Raw genomic sequence first — 23641 nt, 5'->3', positions numbered from 1 at the left:
TCATCTGACCCGCCGAGCGAGAACAACGGAGCATCATGAACCCAGAAACCGACACCGACCTCATCGCCGAGCGTGCAGCTGCCGCCGCCGGTCCGTTCGCCGATATCGCACCGAAGGGCCGCGCCGCCGCGCTCGTCGCCGTCGCTGACGCCCTCGACTCGGCGGCGGACGAACTGATCGACATCGCCGTCCGCGAGACGGGGCTCACCCGACCGCGTCTGCAGGGGGAGGTGCGGCGTACGTCGAATCAGCTGCGCCTGTTCGCCGAGGCGATAGTCGACGGCGCCTACCTCGACGTGCGCATCGACGAGGCCGATTCCGATTACGTGATCGGCCCCAGACCCGACGTGCGACGCATGCTCGCTCCGGTCGGTCCCGTGCTCAACTTCGCGGCATCGAACTTTCCGTTCGCGTTCTCGGTGGCCGGCGGCGACTCGGCGGCGGCGCTCGCTGCGGGCTGCTCGCTCATCGTCAAGGCTCATTCGGGTCATCCTGAGCTCTCTCGACGCACCGCTGAGGTCGTGATCGGAGCGCTCGCCGCGGCAGGAATGCCCGACGGCGTCTTCCAGCTCGTCGAGGGGCAGCAGCGCGGCCTCGAGCTGCTGCAGGACGACCGAATCCGCGCAGGCGCCTTCACCGGGTCGACGCATGTCGGCCGCATGTTGGCCGACGTTGCCGCGACCCGGCCGCGACCGATTCCGTTCTTCGGCGAACTCGGAAGCGTGAATCCCGTGTACGCCACGGCCGCCGCCGTCGAAGCCGAGGACGACCTCCTGGCGGGGTTCGTCGCGTCCGTGTCGGGGTCGGCCGGGCAGCTCTGCACGAAGCCGGGATTCCTGTTCGTGCCGGACGGCGTCGACCTCGGCGCGGCCGCCGCCGCCGCCGCATCCGTCGTCGAGCATCGCCTGCTGAACCCCGGCATCGGGCGGGCGTTCGAGCAACGCCGCGCCGCAGTGCTCGGCGCCGAGGGCGTGAGCGCACTGGCTGCCGGCGCAGTGCGCGTCGGGGACGACGAGCAGCGATTCGCGACGCCCACCGTCGTGGAGGTCGATGTCGAGACCCTTCGCGAGCATCGCGATGAGCTACTCGAGGAATCGTTCGGCCCGCTCTCGGTCATCGTGCGGTATTCGGATGTCGCGACCCTGCCCGAACTCCACCGCGAGTTGTTCCCGGGCAATCTGACGGGCACGCTGCACGCGACCGATGCCGACGCCGACGCCGTGGCACCGCTCGTCGAGGCACTCGCCGAAACCAGTGGTCGCGTGCTCTTCGGGGGATGGCCGACCGGTGTCTCGGTGACGGGCGCGATGCAGCACGGCGGACCATTCCCCGCCACGACAACGGACGCCACGAGCGTCGGCACCGCGGCGATCGCGCGGTTCCTGCGCGGCGTCGCCTACCAGTCGGCACCACCCGTGCTGCTGCCGGTGCCGCTGCGCGACGACAACCCGTGGAACGTGCCGCAGCGGCGCAGCATCGCGGGGCGTTCGGCCGGTTGGGGGAGCCTCACCGGCGAGCACTGACGTCGAGCGGATGTCGCGCCACAGGTCGGACGCCGCAGCGCATCACGCCGCCTCGGGCCCATCGATCGCAAGTCGGGCGACCGCGAGATCCTGCCAGCCCATGCCGCAGGTCTTGAACACCCGCGGCCGGTCGGTGGCGGTGGCCGCTGCACCGGTGACGATGCGTGCCATCGGCACGAGCGCGTCGGGCGAGAGCAGCCCCTCCTCGATGGCCATGATCACGTCGCCGGCCTCGGTGCGGGCGACGCGCTCGGTCTCGACGATCACCTGGCTGCGGGCGAGTAGCTCTCCGGCAAGCTCTCTGCGGTCGGCGTCGTGCGATCCGATCGCGATCACTGTCGCGCGGTCGGCGACGAGGTCGGGCTCGAAGAGCGGCGTCTGCGCCGTCGTCGCACAGACGATGATGTCGGCGGATGCGACATCCGCCTCGCTTCCCACTGCGACATCGATGTCGGCAGCCGACGCCTGTTCCACCGCGCGTTGCGACTTCGCTGCGTCGCGGCCGACGAATCGAACGCGTCGGATGTCGCGGATCGCACGCATCGCCTCGACATGGCGTATGCCCTGCGGACCGGTGCCGAACACGACGAGGGTGGACGCCTCGGGCGTCGCGACGACGTCGGCGACGGCGGCCGACACGGCAGGCGTGCGGATCGAGGTGAGCTCGGTGCCGTCGATCAGGGCGAGTGGCGTCAGGGTCTCGGCGTCGAGCAGGACGTAGATCGCCTGGATCCGCTCGAGCCCGCGGGCGGGGTTGCCGGGGGCGACCGTGGCGAATTTCTGACCGGCGTGGCCCCCGAGGTCGGCGGGCATCAGCAGAAGTTGACCGTGTCGAACGTCGACGATGGCGCGTGGGGGATCGTCGTCGGGGTCGAAGCCCTCACGGACGGCGGATTGCAGGGCGCGGACGGCCTGTTCCATGCTCACCCGATCCGCGAGCGCCTGGTGGTCGATGAGGCGCAGGGAATCGAAGATGCCGGGCATGAACTCATCCTACAAAGTAGTGCGTAATATGTCACATAGCACATCGCAGTATCCGAGCAGGAGGTCGGCGTTTCCCTGGTTTCGCGGATCTCAGGGATGTCTGCAAGAATGGTCAGTCGAGTTCTGTACCGCCCGACCCTCTATCCGGCGCGCAGAACCTCATTGAGCTTCCGCCGAGTGTGCACCCCACGCTCACGGCTGTCAGTTCGCCCACCTCATAACACTTCAGGAGAATTGTGGCTGTCAAGATCCGTCTCAAGCGCCTCGGCAAGATCCGTGCGCCGTACTACCGCATCGTCGTCGCCGACTCGCGCACCAAGCGCGACGGTCGCGTCATCGAGGAGATCGGCAAGTACCACCCGACCCAGAACCCCTCGTTCATCGAGGTCGACTCCGACCGCGCCCAGTACTGGCTCTCGGTCGGCGCGCAGCCGACCGAGCAGGTCGCCGCGATCCTCAAGCTCACGGGCGACTGGGGCAAGTTCAAGGGCGACGAGAACGCCGTGTCGCGGGTGCAGGCGCCCGCAGCCAAGACCGCGTTCGTCGCCGACGACGCCAAGAAGCCCGTGCTGAAGCCCAAGGCCGAGAAGCCCGCCAAGGCCGCCGAGGAGTCCCCGGCAGAGGCCGAGGCTCCCGCAGCCGACGAGACCGCGACGGACGAGGCGTAGGCCTTGCTCCAGTCCGCGCTCGAACACCTCGTCAAGGGGATCGTCGATCACCCTGATGACGTGAAGGTCGTCTCCGCGTCGAGCGCACGCGGCGAGGTCCTCGAGGTTCACGTGAACCCCGAGGACCTCGGTCGCGTCATCGGTCGCGCCGGCCGCACCGCGAAGGCGCTCCGCACGCTCGTGACCGCGCTCGCCGACGGGCGCCGGGTCCGCGTCGACGTCGTCGACACCGACGGCTGACGTGGCCGACGCAGCCCGAACGCAACTCCGGGTCGGCCGCCTCACGAAGGCGCACGGCCTGAAGGGCGCCATCAAGCTCGAGCTCTACACCGACGACCCCGAGCGGCGGTTCGTGCCGGGCGCCGAGTTCTCGCTGCAGGTGCCCGAGTCCTCGCCGTGGCACGGCAAGCACCTCACGCTCCGCGAGCTCCGCTGGTACAACGGACACCCCGTCGGCTTCTTCGACGGCGTCGACGACCGCACCGCCGCCGAGGGCCTCGTCAAGGCGATCCTCTGGGTCGAGCACGTCGACGAGGAGGCCCCCGAGCCCGATGCGTGGTACGACCACCAGCTCGTCGGCCTCGCGGTGCTCCGTGACGGCGAGAAGATCGGCGAGGTCGCTCACGTCGACCACCTGCCCGCACAGGACCTGCTGATCGTGAAGTCGCACGGCCGCGAGGTGATGGTGCCGTTCGTCGCCGCCATCGTGCCCGAGGTCGACCTCGACGCCCGCACGATCACGGTCACGCCGCCGGCCGGGCTCTTCGAGGACCTTCCCGAGATCGATGCGGAGGCGACGACCGCATCGGATGCCGCGAATGCAGCCTCCGGGCCCGGCGAGCCCGAGGCATCCGGCCCCCGCGACGCACCCGCCGAGTAGGGCGCCCCATGCGGATCGACATCGTCACGATCTTCCCGTCGTTCTTCGACGTGCTCGACCTGTCACTGCTCGGCAAGGCGCGTCAGTCCGGGTTGTTCGACGTCCGCACGCACGACCTCCGCGACCACACGCACGACCGCCACCGCACCGTCGACGACACGCCGTACGGCGGCGGCGCCGGCATGGTCATGAAGCCCGAGCCGTGGGGCGAGGCCCTCGACGCGATCATCAGCGATGCGGCATCCGATGCCCTGCTCGTGGTGCCCTCACCGGCCGGCGAGCCGTTCACGCAGGCCATCGCCCACGAGCTCGCGGCCGAGCAGCATCTCGTGTTCGCGTGCGGGCGCTACGAGGGCATCGACCAGCGTGTGGTCGACCACTACGCCACCCGCATGCGCGTGCGCCTCATCAGCCTCGGCGACTACGTGCTCAACGGCGGCGAGGTCGCCGTGATGGCCATGATCGAGGCCGCGGGCAGGCTCGTGCCAGGTGTGGTCGGCAACCCCGAGAGCCTCGTCGAGGAATCCCACGCCGACGGCCTGCTCGAGTACCCGAGCTACACGAAGCCCGCGGTGTGGCGCGGCCTCGAGGTGCCGCCCGTGCTCCTCTCGGGCAACCACGGCGCCGTCGCGGCATGGCGCCGGGAACAGCAGCTCGAACGCACCGCGCGCGTCCGCCCCGAGCTGCTCGAGGGCTGACCGCGCTCAGCTGCGCTGCGTGAGCACGATCGGGTCGCCGTCGGTGACGGCGATCGTGTGCTCGGAGTGGGCGCCGCGCGACCCGTCGGCGCTGCGCAGCGTCCAGCCGTCGGGGTCGGTGAAGATGCGGTCGGTGGTCTCGAGGAACCACGGCTCGATCGCGATGACGAGGCCGGGCCTCAACGGCAGACCGCGTCCAGGTCGGCCGTTGTTCGGCACGTGCGGGTCGCCGTGCATGGTGCGGCCGACGCCGTGGCCGCCGAAATCGGTGTTGATCGTGTAGCCCTCGGCCTTCGCGACATCCGCGATCGCCCGTGAGATGTCGCCGACGCGGTTGCCCGACCGCGCCGCCGCGATGCCGGCGTCGAGCGCGCGCCGAGTCGTGTCGATGAGGCGCACGTCCTCGCCTCGCGGTGTGCCGACGACGACTGAGATCGCGGAGTCGGCGACCCAGCCGTTCACCGACGCGGCGAAGTCGAGGCTGAGCAGGTCGCCGTCGCGAAGCACGTAGTCGCGGGGGAGGCCGTGCAGCACCGCGTCGTTCACCGACGTGCAGATGACCCTGCCGAAGGGGCTCGCGCCGAACGACGGGTGGTAGTCGATGTAGCAGCTCTCGGCACCCGCGTCGCGGATCATCTCGTGCGCCAGCGCGTCGAGTTCCAGCAGGTTGACGCCGACGGCGGCGGCCTTCGACGTCGCCTCGATCACGCTCGCCACGAAACGTCCGGCAGGCCGCATCTCCTCGATCTCGGCGGGGGTCCTCAGTTCGATCACGCTCATCCTCTCCGTCCTCCATTCTGGTGGGTCAGTGCTGGATGTCTGCCCCGTCGGCGCCGTGGGGCCGGCGTTCGGGCGGGTCCGCCCTGAGTGAACACCCGGCCGGCGCGAAGGTCGCCGCGCTACGCTGTCGCCATGCTCATCCGGCGTGCATTCCTCAGGTGGCTGGTCGCCGCCGCGGTCGTGCTGCCGATCTGGCTCGGCATAGGCTGGGCGATCTTCGGCGGCGGCGGCTGGGGCACCCTCGGTCTCGTGATCGTCGTGCCCGTGGCGTTCATCGCCCTGGCGATCGTCGCCCTGCTCGTGTGGATCCGGCCCACCGTGCGCGCTCGGCGGGCATCATCGTGGACGGATGTCGCGGTCGTCGGCGCCTGGCATGCGTCCATCGTCGGCGTCGGCTTCTACGGCGAGGGCGGCGCGTTCTTCGGGGTCATCGCCATCCTCCTCGCGGTCGCGGCGTTCTGGAGCGCGGTGTGGCAGCTCGTCCGCGACGGCGCCCGCCGCGTGCAGGCCACGATGAGCGAGTTCGAGCGCCTCGCGGCCCAGCAGACCGGTCAGTCCCAGGGTCCGGATGCCGCGGGCCGTCCGCGCGGGCAACGCCCACCCTTCGGCGACGACGAGGGCGACGTCATCATCGTTCGCGAGGTACGCGACTGACACCACGACGCGTCGCGCGAGGCATCCGCCCTCGACCAGATCGGGGACCGTGGACCGCTTTGGCGAGTGGGCCCGGGCATGGCACAATAGAGGATTGTGCCGCCGCAGGACTCTGCCTCCGGGGAGGACGCACCGCGCGGGCGATCGCGCAGGCGGCACCGGAATCTTCCATCCATGATCCGCGTTCGACCGGTGGCGGGCGCAGAGAGCGAACCATCATGCACATCCTCGACCACGTCGACGCCGCGAGCCTGCGGTCGGACATCCCCGACTTCCGCCCCGGTGACACCGTCAAGGTGCACGTCAACATCATCGAAGGCACGCGCTCGCGTATCCAGGTCTTCCAGGGCGTCGTCATCGGCCGCCAGGGCGAGGGCGTGCGCGAGACCTTCACCGTGCGCAAGGTCAGCTTCCAGGTCGGCGTCGAGCGCAAGTTCCCGGTGCACTCACCGGTCATCGACCACATCGAGGTCGTCACCCGCGGCGACGTGCGTCGCGCGAAGCTCTACTACCTGCGCAAGCTCCGCGGCAAGAAGGCGAAGATCAAGGAGAAGCGCGAGAGCTGATCCGCCTGCCGCAATCCGCCCGCGCTTCGCGAACGGTTGGCATGCTCCCGAGCTCCCCACCCCTAGACTGGGTGGGGAGCTCGGGCGGTTAAATGACAGAAGAAGCAATCACCTCGCAATCGGATGGCGCGGTGAACTCGGCGGCGCGCAGGAAACGCAGCACGCTCCTCTTCCTGCGCGATCTGCTCGTCATCTTCACGGTGGCCGTGCTCGTCTCGTTCCTCATCAAGACGTTCCTGATCCGGTCGTTCTTCATCCCGTCGCAGTCGATGGAAGAGACCCTCGTCCGGGACGACCGCATCATCGTGAACCAGCTCGTGCCCGAGCTGGCCCCGATCGAGCGTGGCGACGTCGTCGTGTTCCAGGATCCCGGTGGCTGGCTTCCCGCGCGCGTCGAGACTCCGCAACCGCCTCTCGTCGCGGCGGTCGACTGGTTCCTCGCGTTCGTCGGCCTCTCCGCTCCAGACTCGAACGACCACCTCGTGAAGCGCGTGATCGGGCTTCCCGGCGACCACGTGATCTGCTGCAACGCGCTCGGCCAGATGAGCGTGAACGGCGTGCCGCTCGACGAGCCCTACGTCGCACTCCCTCCCGGCGAGACGAAGGTCTCCCGTGACGACTTCGACAAGGTGGTGCCCGACGACTCCCTCTGGGTCATGGGCGACAACCGCTACAACTCCAAGGACTCCCGCTACAACGGCGAGACTCCGCTCAAGGGATTCGTGCCGGTCGAGAACGTCGTGGGTCGCGCGTTCGTCGTGAGCTGGCCGATCTCCAACTGGGCATGGCTCGGGAACTATCCCGAGGTCTTCGAAGGCGTCGACCAGGCAGCAGGCTGACCATGACTCCCGTCGCAGTGCCCACGTTGCGCGCGGAGCGCGAGCTGTTCGGCGCCGGGGCATCCGTGGTGCTCGCGTGCGATGAGGTGGGGCGCGGTGCGCTCGCCGGTCCGGTCACAGTCGGGCTGGTGCTCATCGACGCGAGCGTACGCCGCATGCCTGCCGGTCTCCGCGACTCCAAGCTCTTGGCGGAGCCGCGGCGCGAGGCGATGGCGCCGAGGGCCTCGGCCTGGGTGCGGGCGTGGGCGGTCGGCGAGGCATCCGCCGCCGAGATCGACGAACTCGGCATCATGGCGTGCCTCGGGCTCGCCGGTGCCCGGGCCTTCGCCGCGCTCCCCGCGGACGAGCACGACGTGACGGATGCCCCGCTCATCCTCGATGGCAACTACGACTGGCTGAGCGCCTCGATCGAGCACCGAGCGCGCGTCACCACTCGCATCAAGGCCGACCGGGACTGCGCGTCGGTGGCCGCGGCATCCGTCATCGCCAAGGTGCATCGCGATGGCGGTATGCGACGAGCGCACGACGAGCTGCCCGTGTACGCGTGGAATGAGAACAAGGGCTACTCGACCCCCGCCCACTTCGCCGCGATCGAGGAGCACGGACCGAGCGGGATCCACCGCACCACCTGGCTGCACGAGCGCCCCGCCGAGGCTCCGGCGCTCTTCGACCTCGGCGTAGGATGAATCCGATGGATGAGGACGAGTTCGAAGACTACGACCGCGAGGTCGAGCTGGCCCTATACCGTGAGTACCGCGACATCGTGTCGCAGTTCAAGTACGTGGTCGAGACGGAGCGACGCTTCTATCTCGCGAACGAGGTCGAACTCGTGCGTCGCGACACCGAGCACGACTTCTACTTCGAGCTCACGATGAAAGACGTCTGGGTGTGGGACGTCTACCGCGCCGACCGGTTCGTGAAGTCGGTGCGCGTGCTCACCTTCAAGGACGTGAACGTCGAGGAGCTCGCGACACGCGACTTCGAGCTGCCGAAGGAACTCGCGCTCGACGAGTAGGCCCTAGCGTCCCGGTCGTGGGTGACGGATGGCCCTCCTTGGCATTCGCGCTACGGGCCCGCCCGGATGGTGTGCGCGGCGCTTCCGCGGCACTATTGCATCAAAGCGAATTAGCCCGGTCGGGGGTGATGTGCACCGTGGGGAAAGTGCTCGCACGCAGACCGCACGACGGCGTCGAGGCGGATGTCAGGGTGGGGTCGAGGCACGGTGAGTCGAGGAGCTCCCGATGAGTCCGGCCGTGCGCGGATATGACGACCTCGAGTTGCGCGTCGATCGTGACACCGGCGGGGCTTATGCCGTGGTCGCGACGGCGCCCGATGGCCGTTCGGCCCGCGGATCGTTCACCTCGCCGGTCACCGACGACGAGCTTGATGACTTCGTACTTCGCGTCGGCCTCGCACGCCGCCGCCGCAGCGGACCGGACGACCGGATGGGGGCGATGGAAGCGTTCGGCTCCTCGCTGTTCGATGCGCTGATCCGGGACGAGGTGAGCACGGTGTACCACTCCGCCCGAGCCGCCGCGTCCGGGCGGGATCGTGGTCTCCGGATCACGCTTCGGCTCTCGGGGGCACCCGAGCTGATGCGTCTGCCATGGGAGCTCCTGTACCAGCGGCCCAGGTTCCTCGCGCAATCGATACAGACTCCGGTCGTGCGGACGCTCGACGTCGACTCGGCGCTGCGCCCGCAGACGATCACGCTACCCCTGCGGATCCTCGGCGTGGTGAGCAGCCCGACCGGGTTCACGGAGCTCGACGCCGACGCGGAACGGCACAACCTGCAGCGGGCGCTCCAACGCCTCATCGATGCCGGCCTGGTCGAATTGAGTTGGCTGGACCGGCCGACCCTCGGGGAGCTTGCCCGGAGGGTCGCCGAATCCGACGACATCCACGTCCTTCACTACATCGGTCATGGCGCGTACGACGAAGAGACGGAGTCGGGGATCGTGATCCTCGAATCGCCGCTTGGCCGCGCGCACGACGTCACCGGGCAGCAGCTCGGGGCGATGCTGCAGGACGAGCTGAGCCTCCGGCTCGTCATCCTCAACGCCTGCGAAGGAGCTCGGAGTTCGCGGATCGATCCCTTCTCGGGCGTTGCCACGAGTCTCGTCGAGTTCGACATCCCCGCGGTCGTCGCGATGCAGTTCGAGATCACCGATGATGCTGCGATCGCGTTCAGCGACAGCCTCTACACCGGGCTGGCCCAGGGCATGCCCATCGACGCCGCAATCGCACCCGCTCGGCGAGCGATCGTCGGCGCGATGAGAGAGGCAGAGTTCGCGACGCCGGTGCTCTACCTGCGCTCGGGCGACGCCGTGCTGTTCGACGTAGCCGCGTCGGACGAGGGGTCGGGACAGCGCGAGGAAGCCGGCGAAGGCGGACACGCCCCGCTGCCCGGGCGGAGCAAGGACGCGACGGCGGTCCCTCCTCGAACGGGGTCGGCCGTCAGTCCTGGGCCCCACGTGTCCGCGCCGATCGCGACGGCGTGGATCGGCGCTGGAATGTTCACGCTCGTCGGAGCCATCATGCTGGTTGCTGCATTCGGAACCCTCGTCGAGTTGGCATCCACGGCGATCATCATCAGGTCGCTGGCGGTGATTGCGCTGGTCGTCCACTACCTCACGCGTCCGAACCGCGACGGCATCGTGGGCGCAATCCTCTACGTGGCGGGCTTGGTCCTCAGCGTCAGCCTCGAATCGATCCTCGGTTGGAACCTCGCGCTCGCCGGGTGGGGCCGGATCGCCTGGGGCGTCGTGCTGGTGGTCATCGGCGGATGGCTCATCTGGGCAGGGAGGGACAAGGATGCTCAGTTCGCAGGCAGCCTCCGAGCCCCCGCGATCTGGGTGATCGCGGCGGGAGCCGCCGATCTGCTCGCGCAGTCGCTGACGCTCGCATTCACGACGTCGTGGATCGCCGCGGTCGTGTGGCTGAGCTTCTTCCTCGCCTGCATCAGCATGTTCGCGATCGCGGCGGGCTATGCGATCTCCGCGCGTCGTCTGGCTCGCGAACGAAGCACGATCACCGGCGGCCTCGACGAGTGACGGAGGCCCCGCGTGTCCTCCGTGTCCTCCCAAAGGCGGACTCGCGTGGGATGATAACGAAACGATAACATCACTGCATCGCGACGATCCGGGTGGTCCGGGGCACTGGTTCCTTCGTTGCGTCGCGGTTCGAATCCCGCCGTCGCGTCTGAGTGTTCGACCGCCCGGCTGGCGCTTCGCTATACCTCCGGGTCTCGCCGTTCGCACCGTTCTTCACCGCCGCACTTGTCCTCGACATCCGGGGTCGCTGCCCGACCGTCGTACCTGACGTCCGACCCGGCCGCGCGTCCGCGACATCCGCGCCACGCTGGTGGCGGAGGTGGTGCTCGTGGCCCACAATGCGGAACTCGGTCGGCACGGCGAACAGCTCGCGGTCGACCACCTGGTCGGTCGGGGCATGACGGTGCTCGACCGCAACTGGCGGTGCCGGCTCGGTGAGATCGACATCGTCGCGACCGACGGGCGCGACACCGTGTTCGTCGAGGTGAAGACGCGCACGTCACACGATTTCGGGCACCCGTTCGAGGCGATCACCCCGGTGAAGCTCGCCAGGCTGCGACGCCTCGCGGTGGCCTGGTGTGCAGCGACGGATGCCCCGGTGTCCCGTATCCGCATCGATGCGGTCGCGGTGCTCGCGCCGGCCGAGGCGCCCGCCCTGATCGAACACCTCGAGGGGATCAGCTGATGGCGGTCGCGCGCACCAGATCCGTCGCGCTGCTCGGTCTCGCCGGCTCGATCGTCGAGGTCGAGGCCGACCTTTCGTCGCAGTTGCCCGGATTCGTGATCATCGGTCTCCCCGACGCCGCGCTCGGCGAAGCCCGCGAACGCGTGCGTTCCGCCGCGATGAACGCGGGCTGCCCGCTGCCGAACCGCAAGCTCACGGTCAACCTGTCGCCCGCGACCCTGCCGAAGCACGGCTCGGGATTCGATCTCGCCATTGCGCTCGCGTGCCTCGCGGCATCCGGAGAAGTCTCCGTCGACTCGGTCGACCGCGTCGTGCACCTCGGCGAGCTGGGCCTCGACGGCCGCCTGCGGCCCATCGACGGCATCCTGCCGGCCGTGCTCGCCGCCGTGCGCGCCGGGCACGACACCGTGATGGTGCCCGAGGCGAACGCCGCCGAGGCCGCGCTCGTACCCGGGATCCAAGTGATCGGCGTCGCCTCCCTCCTCGAGGCTGCGATCCGGCATGGCGGTCGGTTCGACGAGCGCCCGGTCGAGCCCGTGCCGGCACTCGTGCGATCCGACGGTGGCGCGCCGGGTCTTGTCGGCGACCTCGCGGATGTCGCGGGCAACCACGAAGCCGTCGAGGCGCTGTTGACCGCCGCCGCCGGCGGACACCACCTCTTCCTGCTCGGGCCGCCGGGAGTATGTCCCTAAGCGTGCGCGTGGTGTGGCGTCCCGCCGGTAGGCTGAGCCCAACTCAGTTCGACGACCAATCAGCGGGGATACATGGCGAACAAGACGATGTTCGGTTTCAGGCTTGATCGGGTGACTCTGCACCATGGACGGACTCGACAGGGCCAGGCATTCGTCGATGCGACGCTCGATGGGAGCCCAGAAGAGACGTTTTGCCAGTCCCTCGAATCGATGAGAGATCGCCTCGTCGGTGTTACACGCACGGGGAACCTCAAGTACGAGCTGGCAGAGGATGATCGGGCTCCCGCAGAGCTCACGGACGCAGTCCCGACGATCCGTGTCGAGTCGATGGCCATCGGCGGTTCTCGGGTGGACTTCGTGGTCCGGATCGGCCGACGGGGGAGCCATGATCTCGCGATAGGCACTCAATCGGACGAGGACGTCGAACTCGGAGATCTGGCATCCACGAATCCGTTCCTCGTGTCGCTCTATCTGCCGACGGCAGGCACTGACGCCGTGCTCGTGTCTGAAGTGCGGTCGAGGACCTCGGCTGGCTACCAGCTCCTCAAACTCATAGGCGTCACGTCGTACGAGAGCGCGGCGTCGACCGGGGTCTTCGACAACGGTCAGTGGTGGCGGCTGACCTCCAACCCGATCGGCGATGTGGAGCGGCTTGAGGAAGTTCTCACTCAAGGAAACGGCCTCGCGTTCCAGCTTGAGCGGCACAACGCACCAAAGGGAAAGGCAAGGAGCACGGACAAGGTGATCCTCCGTCGGAATGGTCTTCCGGCCAGCAAGCTGAGCTCCGTGAAAGCGATGGTTCTCGGCTGGGCGAAGCTCGATGTCCCAGAGAACTACGACGACGCTCCGGCCGGCTCGCCGGTGGAGCAGCTCGCAAGTCTCGTCGGTTTCGACATCGAGCCCGCGCTCTTCGATGACGGCAGCCTCTCGTACGATGACGCCCAGGGGCGGACCCAGACGATTCGTCCGAGCAACGTCGGCGATGTCTTTATCTATCCGGTCGCTGTGGGTGATCGGCCAACCGAGGCCAAGACCAGGGCGGCAGCAGAAGATCGAGTTCGTCGACTCCAGTCGAGTTTGAGAATCCCGCTCAGCATCTAGGGGGTGCCACATGGGCCTTGTCAGCCTCACGGCCCTCCTGCGTGCGCAGTTCAAGGTCACCCGATTCAGGTCTCGCAACTCGTTCACGTACTGGACCAAGGTCGGGATCTTGCTTCTGACTGTCGCCACGATCGTCGGATGCAGTCTGTATTTCCGATGGACGATCCGGTCTACTGACGGGTTGATCGCGGGGATCGCAATCTTCGCCGGCGGGTTTCTCGCGGCGTTCACGCACCTGTCTACGGTTCGGCAGACCCTCGGAGAGCGGCACGCCCAGCAAGGTGCGGCAGAACGGCCGGAACGTGACCTCGTGGACATCGCGGTAACGCGGTTGCTGGGAGCAACTCTCGTGAGTGCAGCGACAGCAGCGGTGCTCGTCGTGGGAACCAGCGCGGCTGCGAACGATGAGGGGGAGGTTGTCGGCGGCTTCGCGGCGGCCACCTGGGCCGGCGCTGCACTGTCCCTGGCGCTATTCACCTCCGCGGTGTCGGCTCTATACAGCGCGTACCTGCAGATGAACCGAGTCGATCCTGACCTGGACGGGTCGCGCAGAACTTGAGCTCAGGCAGTCGGCACGCCTCGTGGCGGCGCGGGGATCCCGGACGTGTCTGACCCCGTCGATAGGATCAGAGACATCCTCAGCCTCTTCATAGACCAGGAGACCCACCCGCCGTGTCAGTCCTGTCCAACTTCGTGTGGAGTGTCGCCGACACCCTGCGCGGCCCCTACGCCGAGGCCGAGTACGGCTCAGTCATCCTTCCCTTCACGGTGCTGCGTCGCCTCGAGTGCGTCATGGACCCGCACCGCGACGCCATGGCCGAGATCGTGGCGCAGTACCCGGGGGAGCAGCAGCGGCGCACGCACCTGAAGCTCAAGACCCGCACAGCTGACAGCGCGGGGCTGTCGTTCTGGACGACGAGTGATTACACGCTGAAGAAGGCGCTGCAGGACCCTGACAACCTGGCCGCGAACCTCATCGACTACGTCGGCGGCTTCTCGGCGAACCTCGACGTGTTCAAGTCGTTCGACTTCGAGAACGTCATCCGCACGCTCGACGGACGCAACCGGCTCGCGCAGGTCGCCCGACACTTCGAGCGGATCGACCTGTCGCCCGACGCGGTGTCCAACGCCGACATGGGGGACCTGTTCGAGAATCTGATCTACCGGTTCGCGGAGTCTGCCAACGACGGTGCGGGCCAGTTCTACACGCCGCGTGACGTCGTCCGGCTCCTCGTCGACCTCGTCTACGCCGAAGACACCAAGGCGCTGCGCGACCGCGGCACCGTGCGTTCGATCTACGACCCCACGGTCGGCACCGGTGGCATGCTCACCGTCGCTGACGAACACCTGCACGACCTCAACCCCGATGCGTCGACGGCGCTGTTCGGTCAGGAGATCAACCCGCGCACGTACGCCATCTGCAAGGCGGACCTTCTCATCAAGGGCCAGGACCCGTCCAACGTCCGCCAAGGCGACACCCTCGTCGTCGACAAGTTCGAGGGCCGGCGGTTCGACTACGTGCTGTCCAACCCGCCCTTCGGCACGGATTGGAAGGCGGTTGAGTCGGATGTGAAGAATGAGCACGACCGCGGCGGCCAGGGCCGCTTCGCGCCGGGCCTGCCGGCTGTCGGCGATGCCGCGATGCTGTTCCTGCTGCACGTCGCCTCGAAGATGCGCGACGTCGACGAGACGGGCCGCGGTGGCAAGGCCGGCATCGTCCTCAACGGCTCGCCGCTGTTCAACGGTGGCGCGGGCTCCGGTCCGTCGGAGATCCGCGGCCACATGCTGGAGAACGACCTGGTCGAGGCCATCGTCGCGTTGCCGAACGACATGTTCTATAACACCGGCATCGCCACCTACCTGTGGGTCCTGTCGAACGCCAAGTCACCGGAGCGAAAAGGCACGGTGCAGCTCATCGACGCCACCGGTCTGGGGTCTAAGTTGCCCAAGTCGATCGGTTCCAAGCGGGTGGAGGTCTCCGAGGACCACCGCGAAGATGTTGTGCGCGCCTTCGCGGGGACCCAGAGTGAGGACGGCAGGGCCGAGGTGCCGGTGAAGGTGTTCGCCAACCGTGACTTCGCCTACTGGACCGTCACGGTCGAGCGCCCACTCCAGTTGCGCTTCCAGTGCACCTCGGAGACGATCGGTGCCGTGGCCGAGCAGAAGACCCTCGGCAAGGTCGATGGACTGGCCGAGGCGCTCGAGTCGTTCGGTGAAGAGATCTATCTCAACCGCGAGAAGCTCAACAAGGAGCTCAGCGGCCACCTGCGGGATTGCGGCGTCAGTCTGACCACGGCACAGCGTAAGAAGCTGTGGCAGACCATCGGCGTCCACGACGAGACCGCGGATTACTGCCTGCACGCCTCGGGCACTCGAAAGGGCGAACCCGAGCCGGATCCGGCGCTGCGCGATACCGAGAACGTGCCGTTCGGCTGGGGCGGGAATCCGAAGACTCAGGAAGCGCTCAAGGAGACCGTCCAGGCGTACTTCGACGCCGAGGTCAAGCCGCACGTCACCGATGCTTGGATCGACTGGGACAAGACCAAGACCGGGTACGAGATCCCGTTCACTAGGCACTTCTACACCTACGAGCCGCCTCGGCCGCTCGATGAGATCGACGCAGACCTCGAGCGCATCGTCGGCGAGATCATGGAGTTGCTACGCGAGGTGGAGGCGTGAGTGTCACAGAACTCGATGCGGTAGCCGAGCGCGTCCACAAGTGGCTCGGAGTTCTGCCATCGGGCTGGGCCGGTGCACGCCTTCTCGAGGTCGCTAACGCGTGGACGAGCAACGTCGACAAGCACACGGTGGAGGGCGAGCCCTCAGTCAGGCTCTGCAACTATGTGGATGTTTACAAGAACGACGGCATCGTCGACTCGCTTGACTTCATGGCTGCCTCCGCGACGCGTGACCAGATCCGAAAGTTCCGTATCCGCGTGGGCGACACACTCATCACCAAGGACTCAGAAACCGCGGACGACATCGGCGTTCCGGCGTACGTCGAGTTCGAAGCCGACGACCTGATCTGCGGCTACCACCTCGCTATCGTCCGACCCGACCAGCGCAGGATCATCCCGAGGTTCCTGTACTGGGCGCTCGATTCAGAGCCCGTTGCTCGCCAGTGGGGTGTCACCGCCGCAGGCGTGACCCGTGTCGGGATTCGCAGCACCGACCTCAACAAGGTCACGATTCCGCTCCCACCGCTCGACGAGCAGCGCGCCATCGCCGACTACCTAGACCTGGAGACGGCTCAGATTGACGCGCTCGTGGCGAAGCAGGAGTCGTTGCTGACTCTGCTCGCCGAGCGCAAGAGATCTGTGCTTAGTCAAGTGCTCGCCGAGGTGGAGGGTAAGTCTTGCCGGCTGAGATGGCTGTATCGCCCGTCAAGTGAGGCGAACAGTCCAGACGAGGAAGTGCTCTCGGTGTATCGGGAGCACGGTGTCATCCTGAAGGCGTCGCGATCCGACAATTTCAACAAGACTCCTGAAAACGTCGATCGCTACCTCTTGGTTCGTCCCGATGACTTGGTTGTCAATAAGATGAAGGCGTGGCAGGGCTCTCTGGGAGTTTCCACCTACCGTGGCATCGTCAGCGCCGATTACGAGGTGCTCCGACCAAGCACCAGCTACCTAGACCCTGAGTTCGCTCACTTCCTTCTGCGATCGCCTCAGATGGTCGTCGAGTACCGGGTCCGGTCACGAGGGATCCGACCCTCCCAGTGGCGGTTGTACTGGCAGGAATTCGCCGACATCGAGATCAGCGTTCCGCCTCTGGATGCGCAGGTCCTTGCTGCCTCTCAAATCAAGACCGAAACGCAAGCAATCGACACGCTCATCTCCAAGGCTGAGGAGCACATCGCGTTGGCCAAGGAGCGGCGCTTGGCGCTGATCACGGCGGCGGTGACTGGGCAGATTGATGTCCGTACGGCGAGAAAGGCGAGCTGAGGACAAATGGCAGCACCGGATGGCACGCGCGAGGCAGTGTTCGAGACCGAGATCGCCAAGTACCTCGCTGTTCATGGCTGGGAGTACAGCCAGACCGACGAGGGTTACGACGTCGAGCGGGCGATCTGGCCCGAGGATGTGCACTGGTGGCTGAGCGAGACGCAACCGGACGAGTACGCCAAGGTCGTCCGCGTAGGCACCGCCGCCGAGTCGGCCGACCGCGAGGCGTTGCTCGCTTCCCTCGTCTCCCGGCTCGATACGCCGATGAGCTCTGGCGGCGGCACGCTCAACGTGCTGCGGCGGAAGTTCTCACACACCCGGGGCGCGACCGCGCATCTGCGGATGTGCCAGTTCAAGCCGGCGACGACGCTGAACCGCGAGGTCTCGGAACACTATCGGAAGGTGCGGCTGCGAGTGGTTCGGCAGGTCCACTTCTCGCCGAAGCGCGGTGACTCACGCTCGATCGATCTGGTGTTCTTCGTCAACGGCCTGCCCGTGGCGACTTGCGAGCTGAAGTCGTTCTTCAAGCAGGAGTGGCGCACCGCGATCACCCAGTACCGCAAGGACCGGGAGCCGGCCGGGCAGCCACTGCTGGGGTTCGGCACCCGAGCGCTGGTGCACTTCGCAGTCGACGACGATCAGGTGCACATGACGACAAAACTGGCCGGTGAGAGGACCTACTTCCTGCCGTTCAACCGCGGGCAGGACGACACGGGCGCTGCCGGGAATCCAGCCAACCCGGACGGTGCTGCCACGTCCTATCTGTGGGAGCAGGTCCTGCAGCGTGACAACTGGCTGGCCATCCTCGGGTCGCAGATGTTCTTGAAGACCGAGGCCGACGAGGATCCCGCCACCGGAAAGATCAAACGGTCCACGACGCTGATGTTCCCGCGCTATCACCAATGGCGCGCAGTCAAGAGGCTCGTCGACACGATCTCCGACGAGGGGCTGGGCCGCCGGTATCTGATCGAGCACTCGGCCGGGTCGGGGAAGACGAACACGATCGCCTGGACCGCACACCGGCTCGCTCGGCTCCACGACGAGTCAAACACGAAAGTGTTCGACAAGGTCCTCATCGTCTCCGACCGCCGCGTCCTCGATGCGCAGTTGCAGCAGGCCGTCGAGCAGGTCGACGACACGGTCGGCACCGTCGCGGTCATCGACTCCGCTGCGGTGCGGCGCTCCGGGGGCTCCAAGTCCCGCGCCTTGCTGGACGCGCTGACCGGATCGGCGCTCATCGTCGTTGTCACGATCCAGACCTTCCCGTACGTCAAGGGACTGTTGGAAACGACGCTGGGCGATCGGAACTTCGCAGTGATCATCGACGAGGCGCATACCTCGCAGTCGGGCAAGACAGCCGCGGATCTGAAGAAAGTCCTGACCGAGGGAGGCCAACTCACCGACGAGGAGGAGCTCGACAGTCAGGATGTCGTCAACCAGGTAGTGGAGGCAGACGTCGCCCGTGAGCAGCAGATCGCTGCCGAGACCGCGGCGCGGGCAGGTGCTCGGAACGTGTCGCTGATGGCGTTCACGGCGACGCCCAAGACGAAGACGAAGACTCTGTTCGGGCGAGAGAACGACGAGGGGAAGCCGGTCTCGTTCGACGTTTACCCGATGCGGCAGGCGATCGAAGAGGGATTCATCCTTGACGTGCTGCGCGGCTACCAGACCTACAAGACCGCCTTCGAGATCGAGCAGCACGGCGACAGTGGTCTGATCACTGGGATCACCGGGAGCGACGATGCGCCGGATCGTCTCGTCGACCCGCAGGCCGCGACGCGCAAGATCATGAGGTTCGCGAACCTGCACCCGACGAATGTCGGTCAGAAGGTCGAGCTCATCGTCGAACACTTCCGTGCCAACGTCGCACACCTGCTCGACGGGCACGCGAAGGCCATGGTCGTGACCGACTCGCGGCAGGCCGCTGTCCGCTACAAGCTCGAGACGGACAAGTACCTCGCCCAGAAGGGGTACGGGTACCAGACGATCGTGGCCTTCTCTGGGAAGATCAGCGACGACGAGTACGGGCTCTCCGACGCCACCGAGGCCTCGATGAACCCGGGTCTCGGCTCCGATCTGGCTCGGGAGTTCCGCCGGCCCGAATACCGGCTCATGCTGGTCGCCGACAAGTTCCAGACCGGCTTCGATCAGCCGCTGCTGTGCGCGATGTACGTCGACAAGCGGTTGCCCGATGTGCACGCGGTACAGACCCTGTCCAGGCTCAATCGCACGTATCGCGCACCGTCCGGCGAGGTGAAGGACCGCACCTTCGTGCTCGACTTCGTCAACGACCCCGACGAGATCCGCGACGCGTTCCTCACCTACTATCTCGAAGCGCACGTCGAGACGGCGACCGACCCGAACCTCGTTCACAGGCTCGCGACCAAGCTGGCTCAGGAGCGGATCTACACGCCTGCGGACGTCGAGCGCTACGCCGAAGCTTGGTGGACGCCGAACCAATCGCATGCTGCTCTCGCCGCGGCCGTGACCCCGGCTCGCGACGAGTTCTTGAATCGGTGGGCGGATGCGGCCGAACAGCACGACAGCCAGGCTCTCGACGAGCTGCGGACGTTCCGCAAGGACTGCGGCTCCTACGTGCGCTTGTACGACTTCATGTCCCAGGTCATCGACTACGGCACCAGCGACCTGGAGAAGCTCGCGGAGTTCCTGCGCCAGTTGACCCGATTGCTCCCCTCCGATGAGTCAGGTGGAGACGTCGACGTGTCCGGGCTCGAGCTGCGCCACGTCCGGCAGATCGATCAAGGGAAGGCCGACATCGCGCTGTCGGGTGACCAGGACACTCCGAGCCTGACGGGCATCACCGGTGTCGGGTCTCGTGTCTCGCGCCAGGATCCGCAGCAGGAGCTGCTATCCGAGGTCGTTGCTCGGATCAACGCCTTGTTCGGAGCCGAGTTCGCCGATCCGCAGATCGAGGGCTTCGTGATCGCGGCGGCCGGCATGGCAGAGGAGGACCCCCGCATCGCTGAGCAGATCGACCACAACGCCGTTGACCAGTTCCTCGCGTCGCCCGACCTTCGCGAGACACTGACCGACGCAGCGGTCCTCAACGAAGGGGCCTTCGGCAAGCTCACCGGCGCGCTCACCGGCGAGAGCGACCGCGCCGACGAGTTCATCCGTCTCATCGGTGCGTACCTGTACCAGTCGCGGCGACTCCGCATGGACGACTCACGCATCGATGAAGGCATCGATCGCCCGGACGGGAGCGGGTGAGGGGTGCCGATGAAGAAGACTGCTCCACACCCCGCGCTCGAGCACGTGCTCGCGAGTGCGAGCGACGACATGACCGCGGGAAACGACCACGGCGGCCATTTGTCCGACGAGCACACCACGAGCCTTTCGCTGGCCCGCGCACTCGCTGTCGGCAGTCTCAGCCGCCTCGACCCAGACGCTTCGTCAGTCAACATCTGGGACCCTTCGGCCGGATCAGGATTCGCAGGGTCCATCCTCGTCAGCGCACTGCAGGCCGCGGGTGTGCGCACGCGCTATCGCGGCCAGGACATCAATGAGGCCGCAGTACTGGCGAGCAGCAATCGATTCGCCGCGTTCCCCGACGCAGAGATCGTCCGTGGCGACACGTTGACCTACGACGCCCACGCGGACCTCGTCGCCGACCTCGTAATCGTCGACGCTCCCTGGGGTACGAGCTGGGCAAGTTCAGTTCCTGCAGTCAAAGCCAGGCAGAACGAAGGGGCGTTCTCATTCGGCGTCCCGCAGCATTCGGACAGCACGTGGCTCTTCATCTCGCTCGCGCTCGAGAAGCTGCGCCCCAGCGACGACGGCGGCGGGCGGGTCGCGGCCCTGGTCAACCCGAGCGCGCTGTGGGGTGGCGGGGCCAGTGGGGCCGTCAGGCAGAGGATCGTCGAGGCTGGCTTGCTCGAGTCAGTCACCCGGTTGCCCGATGGTCTGGCACCGAACACGTCTATCCCGCTGTACCTCGTTACCTTCACGAACAGGCCAACGGACGCGCGACGCGGCAAGGCGATGATCGCCGACTTACAGACCGAGTTCACGACCGAGCACAGGCACCGTTCAATGCCGATCGCCGCCTTCCGGGAGCTCGAGTCGGGGCTGAGGACCGGGAAGCCCGGGCCGCGCAACAGGAACATCGCCGTGCGCCAGTTCACCCAATGGGATGCTCATCTCTCACGGTTGTCCAGTGAGAGACACCGTCTGTCATGGCGTCTGACGACCTACAACGACACGCGGATCGATGCACCGCTCCTCGAATCCCGCTACGGTCTGGACTCCGGCGTGACGGTCGATGATGAGCCGCGCGCGGTCGTCAATCTGGATCCCAGCCGCTTCTTCGGGGACGACTCGCGCGACCTGGTCAACGGCATCGAGGCGCATGGCTGGCATGTGCGGCGTCTGAGCAGTCTCCTTGCAAGAGAGCCTGAATCGCTCAAGGACTCGATCGACCAGGAGCCAGCTGGGCATCTGTACGTCCCGACGACTCGAGAGGGCAAGGTGGCCGCAGAGACCTCTGCCACGGGCTCCGGCGGTCGGGTCCTCTCGATCCGGGTGGACGACGAGGCGGTCGACCCGAGCTTCTTGACCGCCTGGCTCAACTCGGAGCAGGGCGTCTCCAGTCGCCGGCGGGCCATCGAGGCCAGCAGCACGGGGACGTTCCTCAATGCGCTGAGATCGGACCCCCGGTCCTTGATGCGCTGGGCGGATGAGCTCATCGTTCCCGTGCCGGATCGCGGCACGCAGCTCGCGCTCGCGTCGGCCGACGAGCGCCTCGCTTCCTTCGAAGCGGATCTGAGCGCTCAGCGGGAGAGCGTCTGGGCATCTCCCGAGAGTGCCGAGGAAGTGGTGAACCGGATTGCCGGCGCATTCGACGACTCGCTCAGCGCGTGGCCGGATCAGCTCCCGTTTCCCGTCGCTTCGGCGCTGTGGACTGCGGAGACTGCGTCGACGCCTGGGGAGCAGCAACGCGCCTACATCCACGCCTGGGAGGCGATCGTGACTTTCCACGCGACGGTCCTGCTCTCAGCGAACCGGACCGACGCCGGGAGCAGCAGTGAAGTCGAAGAGGCGATCCGCGAGGTTCTGCAGGAGCAGCACCTCGGTATCGAGCGCGCCTCGTTCGGCACATGGGTGGTCATCATCGAGAGGGTGTCGAAAGAATTGCGCCGAGCGCTCGAGCAAGGCGACGCCGACGAGGTCGCTCGCGTCCGCCGAGCGTTCGGCGACCTGTCCCAGACTGGGATAGAGCGACTGGTCTCGAAGGACCTCGTCAAGAAGGTCAACGAGGTGAACCGCAAACGGAATCGGTGGCTCGGCCACACCGGATACACCTCCGACGAGAAGTGGAGAGCGCAGGTGGTCTCCCTCGTGTCAGACCTCAGCGAACTGCGGCAGATCCTCGGGAATGTCTGGGCGCAGTTGCTCCTCGTGCGGGCTGGAAGCTCGAAGCTTCGGCACGACGGACGCATTCAGACGGCTGAGGTCGCGGTCGGGACCCGATCCCCGTTCAAGACCAGGGACTTCCGCATCGGCGACGAAATGATCGACGGCGACTTGTACCTGGTGAGGGATAGATCACAGTCGCCGTTGCGGCTGGGTCAGTTCGTGCAGCTTCGCGCGGCTCCGCGGGACGCGCAGTACACGACCTACTTCTACAACCGGACGGAAGGTGCCAGTGTCCGCATGGTCAGCTATCAGCACGGTCCGGAGAGCGAGATCCAGGACGACGCCGAGGGCTTCCGCTCGGCGTTCGGGGGACTGGCACTCGGATGACACTGACCCTCGATGCGATCCTCCGCAGCACGGGGATCGACCCCGCGGACGCCCAGGCCATCCGCCACGCCTTCGTGCGCGAGCACGAGGACACCGGCCTGCCCGGAATCCACGCAGACTCCACCGACGACGAGATCCTCGCCTACACGAGCCAGCAATCGGCGAAGCCGCGAATCTTCCCGGTCGATCCGCCTCGGCTATGGGTCGTGTTCATCCGCGAGGGAGGAGATCGCGCTCGGCTGTGGTCGGTGCTGGAGAACCGCGGCGAAGTCTCCAACGACGGCGCTCTGAGAACTTTCGACCTGGTCGCCTCCGAGCACCTGGCCGACCTCAGGAACCGGCTCGTCATCGGTTGGAGGTCCCCCCGCACCTGGCGGCTCAACGGCCTGACAGCGGCCCAGTATCCGGTCATGGAGATCGCGGACGCTAAGCCGGTGCCCTTTCCGGGCTTCGACCAGTTGGTCCTGGATCACGGACAACTCCAGGCCGTGATGCGCGAGCACCGTTACACTTCGTGGCGCACTGCGCTCTCGTCGGTGATGGGCGTGTACCTCATCACGGATACCCGCGACGGACGTCAGTATGTCGGCAAGGCCGACGGAGTGGAGAGTATCCGGCAGCGCTGGAGCGCGTACGCGATGAACGGTCACGGGGGCAACGTGGAGCTGCGCAACGTTGACCCGACCGGCTTCCGCTTCTCGATCCTGAGGGTGTTTGACCCGGCGACCCCAACCCGGGTGATCGACGAAGCTGAGAGCCACTTCAAGTTCGCGCTCGACTCCCGCAAGCATGGTCTGAACCGCAACTGAGT

22 protein-coding genes are annotated in these 23641 nt (G+C 66.9%); 20 read left to right on the top strand and 2 right to left on the bottom strand.

The window, feature by feature from the left end:
• Positions 1-35: 35 nt before the first annotated feature.
• Positions 36-1523: an aldehyde dehydrogenase family protein gene (locus ACFWN7_RS02120; RefSeq protein WP_376937019.1), complete on the top strand. Its 1488-nt coding sequence runs from the start codon at positions 36-38 to the stop codon at positions 1521-1523.
• Positions 1524-1565: 42 nt separating this feature from the next.
• Here ACFWN7_RS02120 and ACFWN7_RS02115 read toward each other — a convergent pair whose 3' ends face one another.
• Entirely contained in the window at positions 1566-2507 is a 942-nt protein-coding gene (locus tag ACFWN7_RS02115) for an ornithine cyclodeaminase family protein (RefSeq protein ID WP_376937018.1), read from the bottom strand.
• Between the two features lie 236 nt (positions 2508-2743).
• Between ACFWN7_RS02115 and rpsP the strand changes: the two genes are divergently transcribed.
• The 4 genes from rpsP to trmD are packed head-to-tail and all read left to right on the top strand — an operon-like array spanning position 2744 to position 4753.
• A complete protein-coding gene (gene rpsP, locus ACFWN7_RS02110; RefSeq protein WP_376937017.1) occupies positions 2744-3175 on the top strand; it encodes a 30S ribosomal protein S16 in 432 nt (143 codons plus the stop codon).
• Between the two features lie 3 nt (positions 3176-3178).
• On the top strand, positions 3179-3415 hold the full coding sequence (locus tag ACFWN7_RS02105) for an RNA-binding protein (protein ID WP_376937016.1): 237 nt from the start codon (positions 3179-3181) through the stop codon (positions 3413-3415).
• A 1-nt stretch (position 3416) separates the two neighbouring features.
• Positions 3417-4055, top strand: a complete 639-nt coding sequence (gene rimM, locus ACFWN7_RS02100) for a ribosome maturation factor RimM (protein WP_376937015.1) — start codon at positions 3417-3419, stop codon at positions 4053-4055.
• 8 nt (positions 4056-4063) lie between these two features.
• Complete coding sequence (trmD, locus tag ACFWN7_RS02095) at positions 4064-4753, top strand: tRNA (guanosine(37)-N1)-methyltransferase TrmD (protein WP_376937014.1); 690 nt, start codon at positions 4064-4066, stop codon at positions 4751-4753.
• A 6-nt stretch (positions 4754-4759) separates the two neighbouring features.
• Here trmD and map read toward each other — a convergent pair whose 3' ends face one another.
• On the bottom strand, positions 4760-5527 hold the full coding sequence (map, locus tag ACFWN7_RS02090; RefSeq protein ID WP_376937013.1) for a type I methionyl aminopeptidase: 768 nt from the start codon (positions 5525-5527) through the stop codon (positions 4760-4762).
• Between the two features lie 138 nt (positions 5528-5665).
• On the opposite strand from map, the gene ACFWN7_RS02085 reads away from it, so the two are divergent.
• The 15 genes from ACFWN7_RS02085 to ACFWN7_RS02015 all read left to right on the top strand — a co-directional run bounded on the left by ACFWN7_RS02085 (position 5666) and on the right by ACFWN7_RS02015 (position 23639).
• On the top strand, positions 5666-6187 hold the full coding sequence (locus tag ACFWN7_RS02085; protein WP_376937012.1) for a hypothetical protein: 522 nt from the start codon (positions 5666-5668) through the stop codon (positions 6185-6187).
• Between the two features lie 218 nt (positions 6188-6405).
• A complete protein-coding gene (gene rplS / locus ACFWN7_RS02080) occupies positions 6406-6753 on the top strand; it encodes a 50S ribosomal protein L19 (RefSeq protein ID WP_056729232.1) in 348 nt (115 codons plus the stop codon).
• Between the two features lie 92 nt (positions 6754-6845).
• Positions 6846-7592 (top strand): signal peptidase I, encoded by a 747-nt coding sequence (lepB, locus tag ACFWN7_RS02075; protein ID WP_376937011.1) that lies wholly within the window; start codon positions 6846-6848, stop codon positions 7590-7592.
• A gap of 2 nt (positions 7593-7594) precedes the next feature.
• Positions 7595-8278, top strand: a complete 684-nt coding sequence (locus tag ACFWN7_RS02070; protein ID WP_376937010.1) for a ribonuclease HII — start codon at positions 7595-7597, stop codon at positions 8276-8278.
• Between the two features lie 5 nt (positions 8279-8283).
• Positions 8284-8607 (top strand): DUF2469 family protein, encoded by a 324-nt coding sequence (locus tag ACFWN7_RS02065; RefSeq protein ID WP_307038613.1) that lies wholly within the window; start codon positions 8284-8286, stop codon positions 8605-8607.
• A 226-nt stretch (positions 8608-8833) separates the two neighbouring features.
• Positions 8834-10645 (top strand): CHAT domain-containing protein, encoded by a 1812-nt coding sequence (locus ACFWN7_RS02060; protein ID WP_376937009.1) that lies wholly within the window; start codon positions 8834-8836, stop codon positions 10643-10645.
• 328 nt (positions 10646-10973) lie between these two features.
• Positions 10974-11330, top strand: a complete 357-nt coding sequence (locus ACFWN7_RS02055) for a YraN family protein (RefSeq protein ID WP_376937008.1) — start codon at positions 10974-10976, stop codon at positions 11328-11330.
• Positions 11330-12022, top strand: a complete 693-nt coding sequence (locus ACFWN7_RS02050) for a magnesium chelatase domain-containing protein (RefSeq protein ID WP_376937007.1) — start codon at positions 11330-11332, stop codon at positions 12020-12022. The genes ACFWN7_RS02055 and ACFWN7_RS02050 overlap by 1 nt, the downstream gene beginning before the upstream one ends.
• Positions 12023-12094: 72 nt before the next feature.
• Complete coding sequence (locus ACFWN7_RS02045; protein WP_376937006.1) at positions 12095-13123, top strand: hypothetical protein; 1029 nt, start codon at positions 12095-12097, stop codon at positions 13121-13123.
• Positions 13124-13133: 10 nt separating this feature from the next.
• Positions 13134-13682 (top strand): hypothetical protein, encoded by a 549-nt coding sequence (locus tag ACFWN7_RS02040; protein WP_376937005.1) that lies wholly within the window; start codon positions 13134-13136, stop codon positions 13680-13682.
• 113 nt (positions 13683-13795) lie between these two features.
• Positions 13796-15802, top strand: coding sequence for an N-6 DNA methylase (locus tag ACFWN7_RS02035; RefSeq protein WP_376937004.1), 2007 nt, complete (start codon positions 13796-13798; stop codon positions 15800-15802).
• The gene (locus ACFWN7_RS02030) at positions 15799-17067 is read left to right on the top strand and encodes a restriction endonuclease subunit S (protein WP_376937003.1); all 1269 of its coding nucleotides are present in this window, start codon (positions 15799-15801) and stop codon (positions 17065-17067) included. The genes ACFWN7_RS02035 and ACFWN7_RS02030 overlap by 4 nt, the downstream gene beginning before the upstream one ends.
• A 6-nt stretch (positions 17068-17073) precedes the next feature.
• Complete coding sequence (locus ACFWN7_RS02025; protein WP_376937002.1) at positions 17074-20298, top strand: type I restriction endonuclease subunit R; 3225 nt, start codon at positions 17074-17076, stop codon at positions 20296-20298.
• 9 nt (positions 20299-20307) lie between these two features.
• Complete coding sequence (locus ACFWN7_RS02020) at positions 20308-22830, top strand: class I SAM-dependent DNA methyltransferase (protein WP_376937001.1); 2523 nt, start codon at positions 20308-20310, stop codon at positions 22828-22830.
• Positions 22827-23639, top strand: coding sequence for a GIY-YIG nuclease family protein (locus ACFWN7_RS02015; protein ID WP_376937000.1), 813 nt, complete (start codon positions 22827-22829; stop codon positions 23637-23639). The genes ACFWN7_RS02020 and ACFWN7_RS02015 overlap by 4 nt, the downstream gene beginning before the upstream one ends.
• The last annotated feature ends 2 nt before the right edge of the window (positions 23640-23641 follow it).

Origin of the sequence: Agromyces sp. NPDC058484 (assembly GCF_042720415.1) — a bacterium.
Lineage (GTDB): Bacteria > Actinomycetota > Actinomycetes > Actinomycetales > Microbacteriaceae > Agromyces.
The sequence above is the reverse complement of the archived record's forward strand: the minus strand, read 5'-3'. Positions and strand labels throughout refer to the sequence as shown.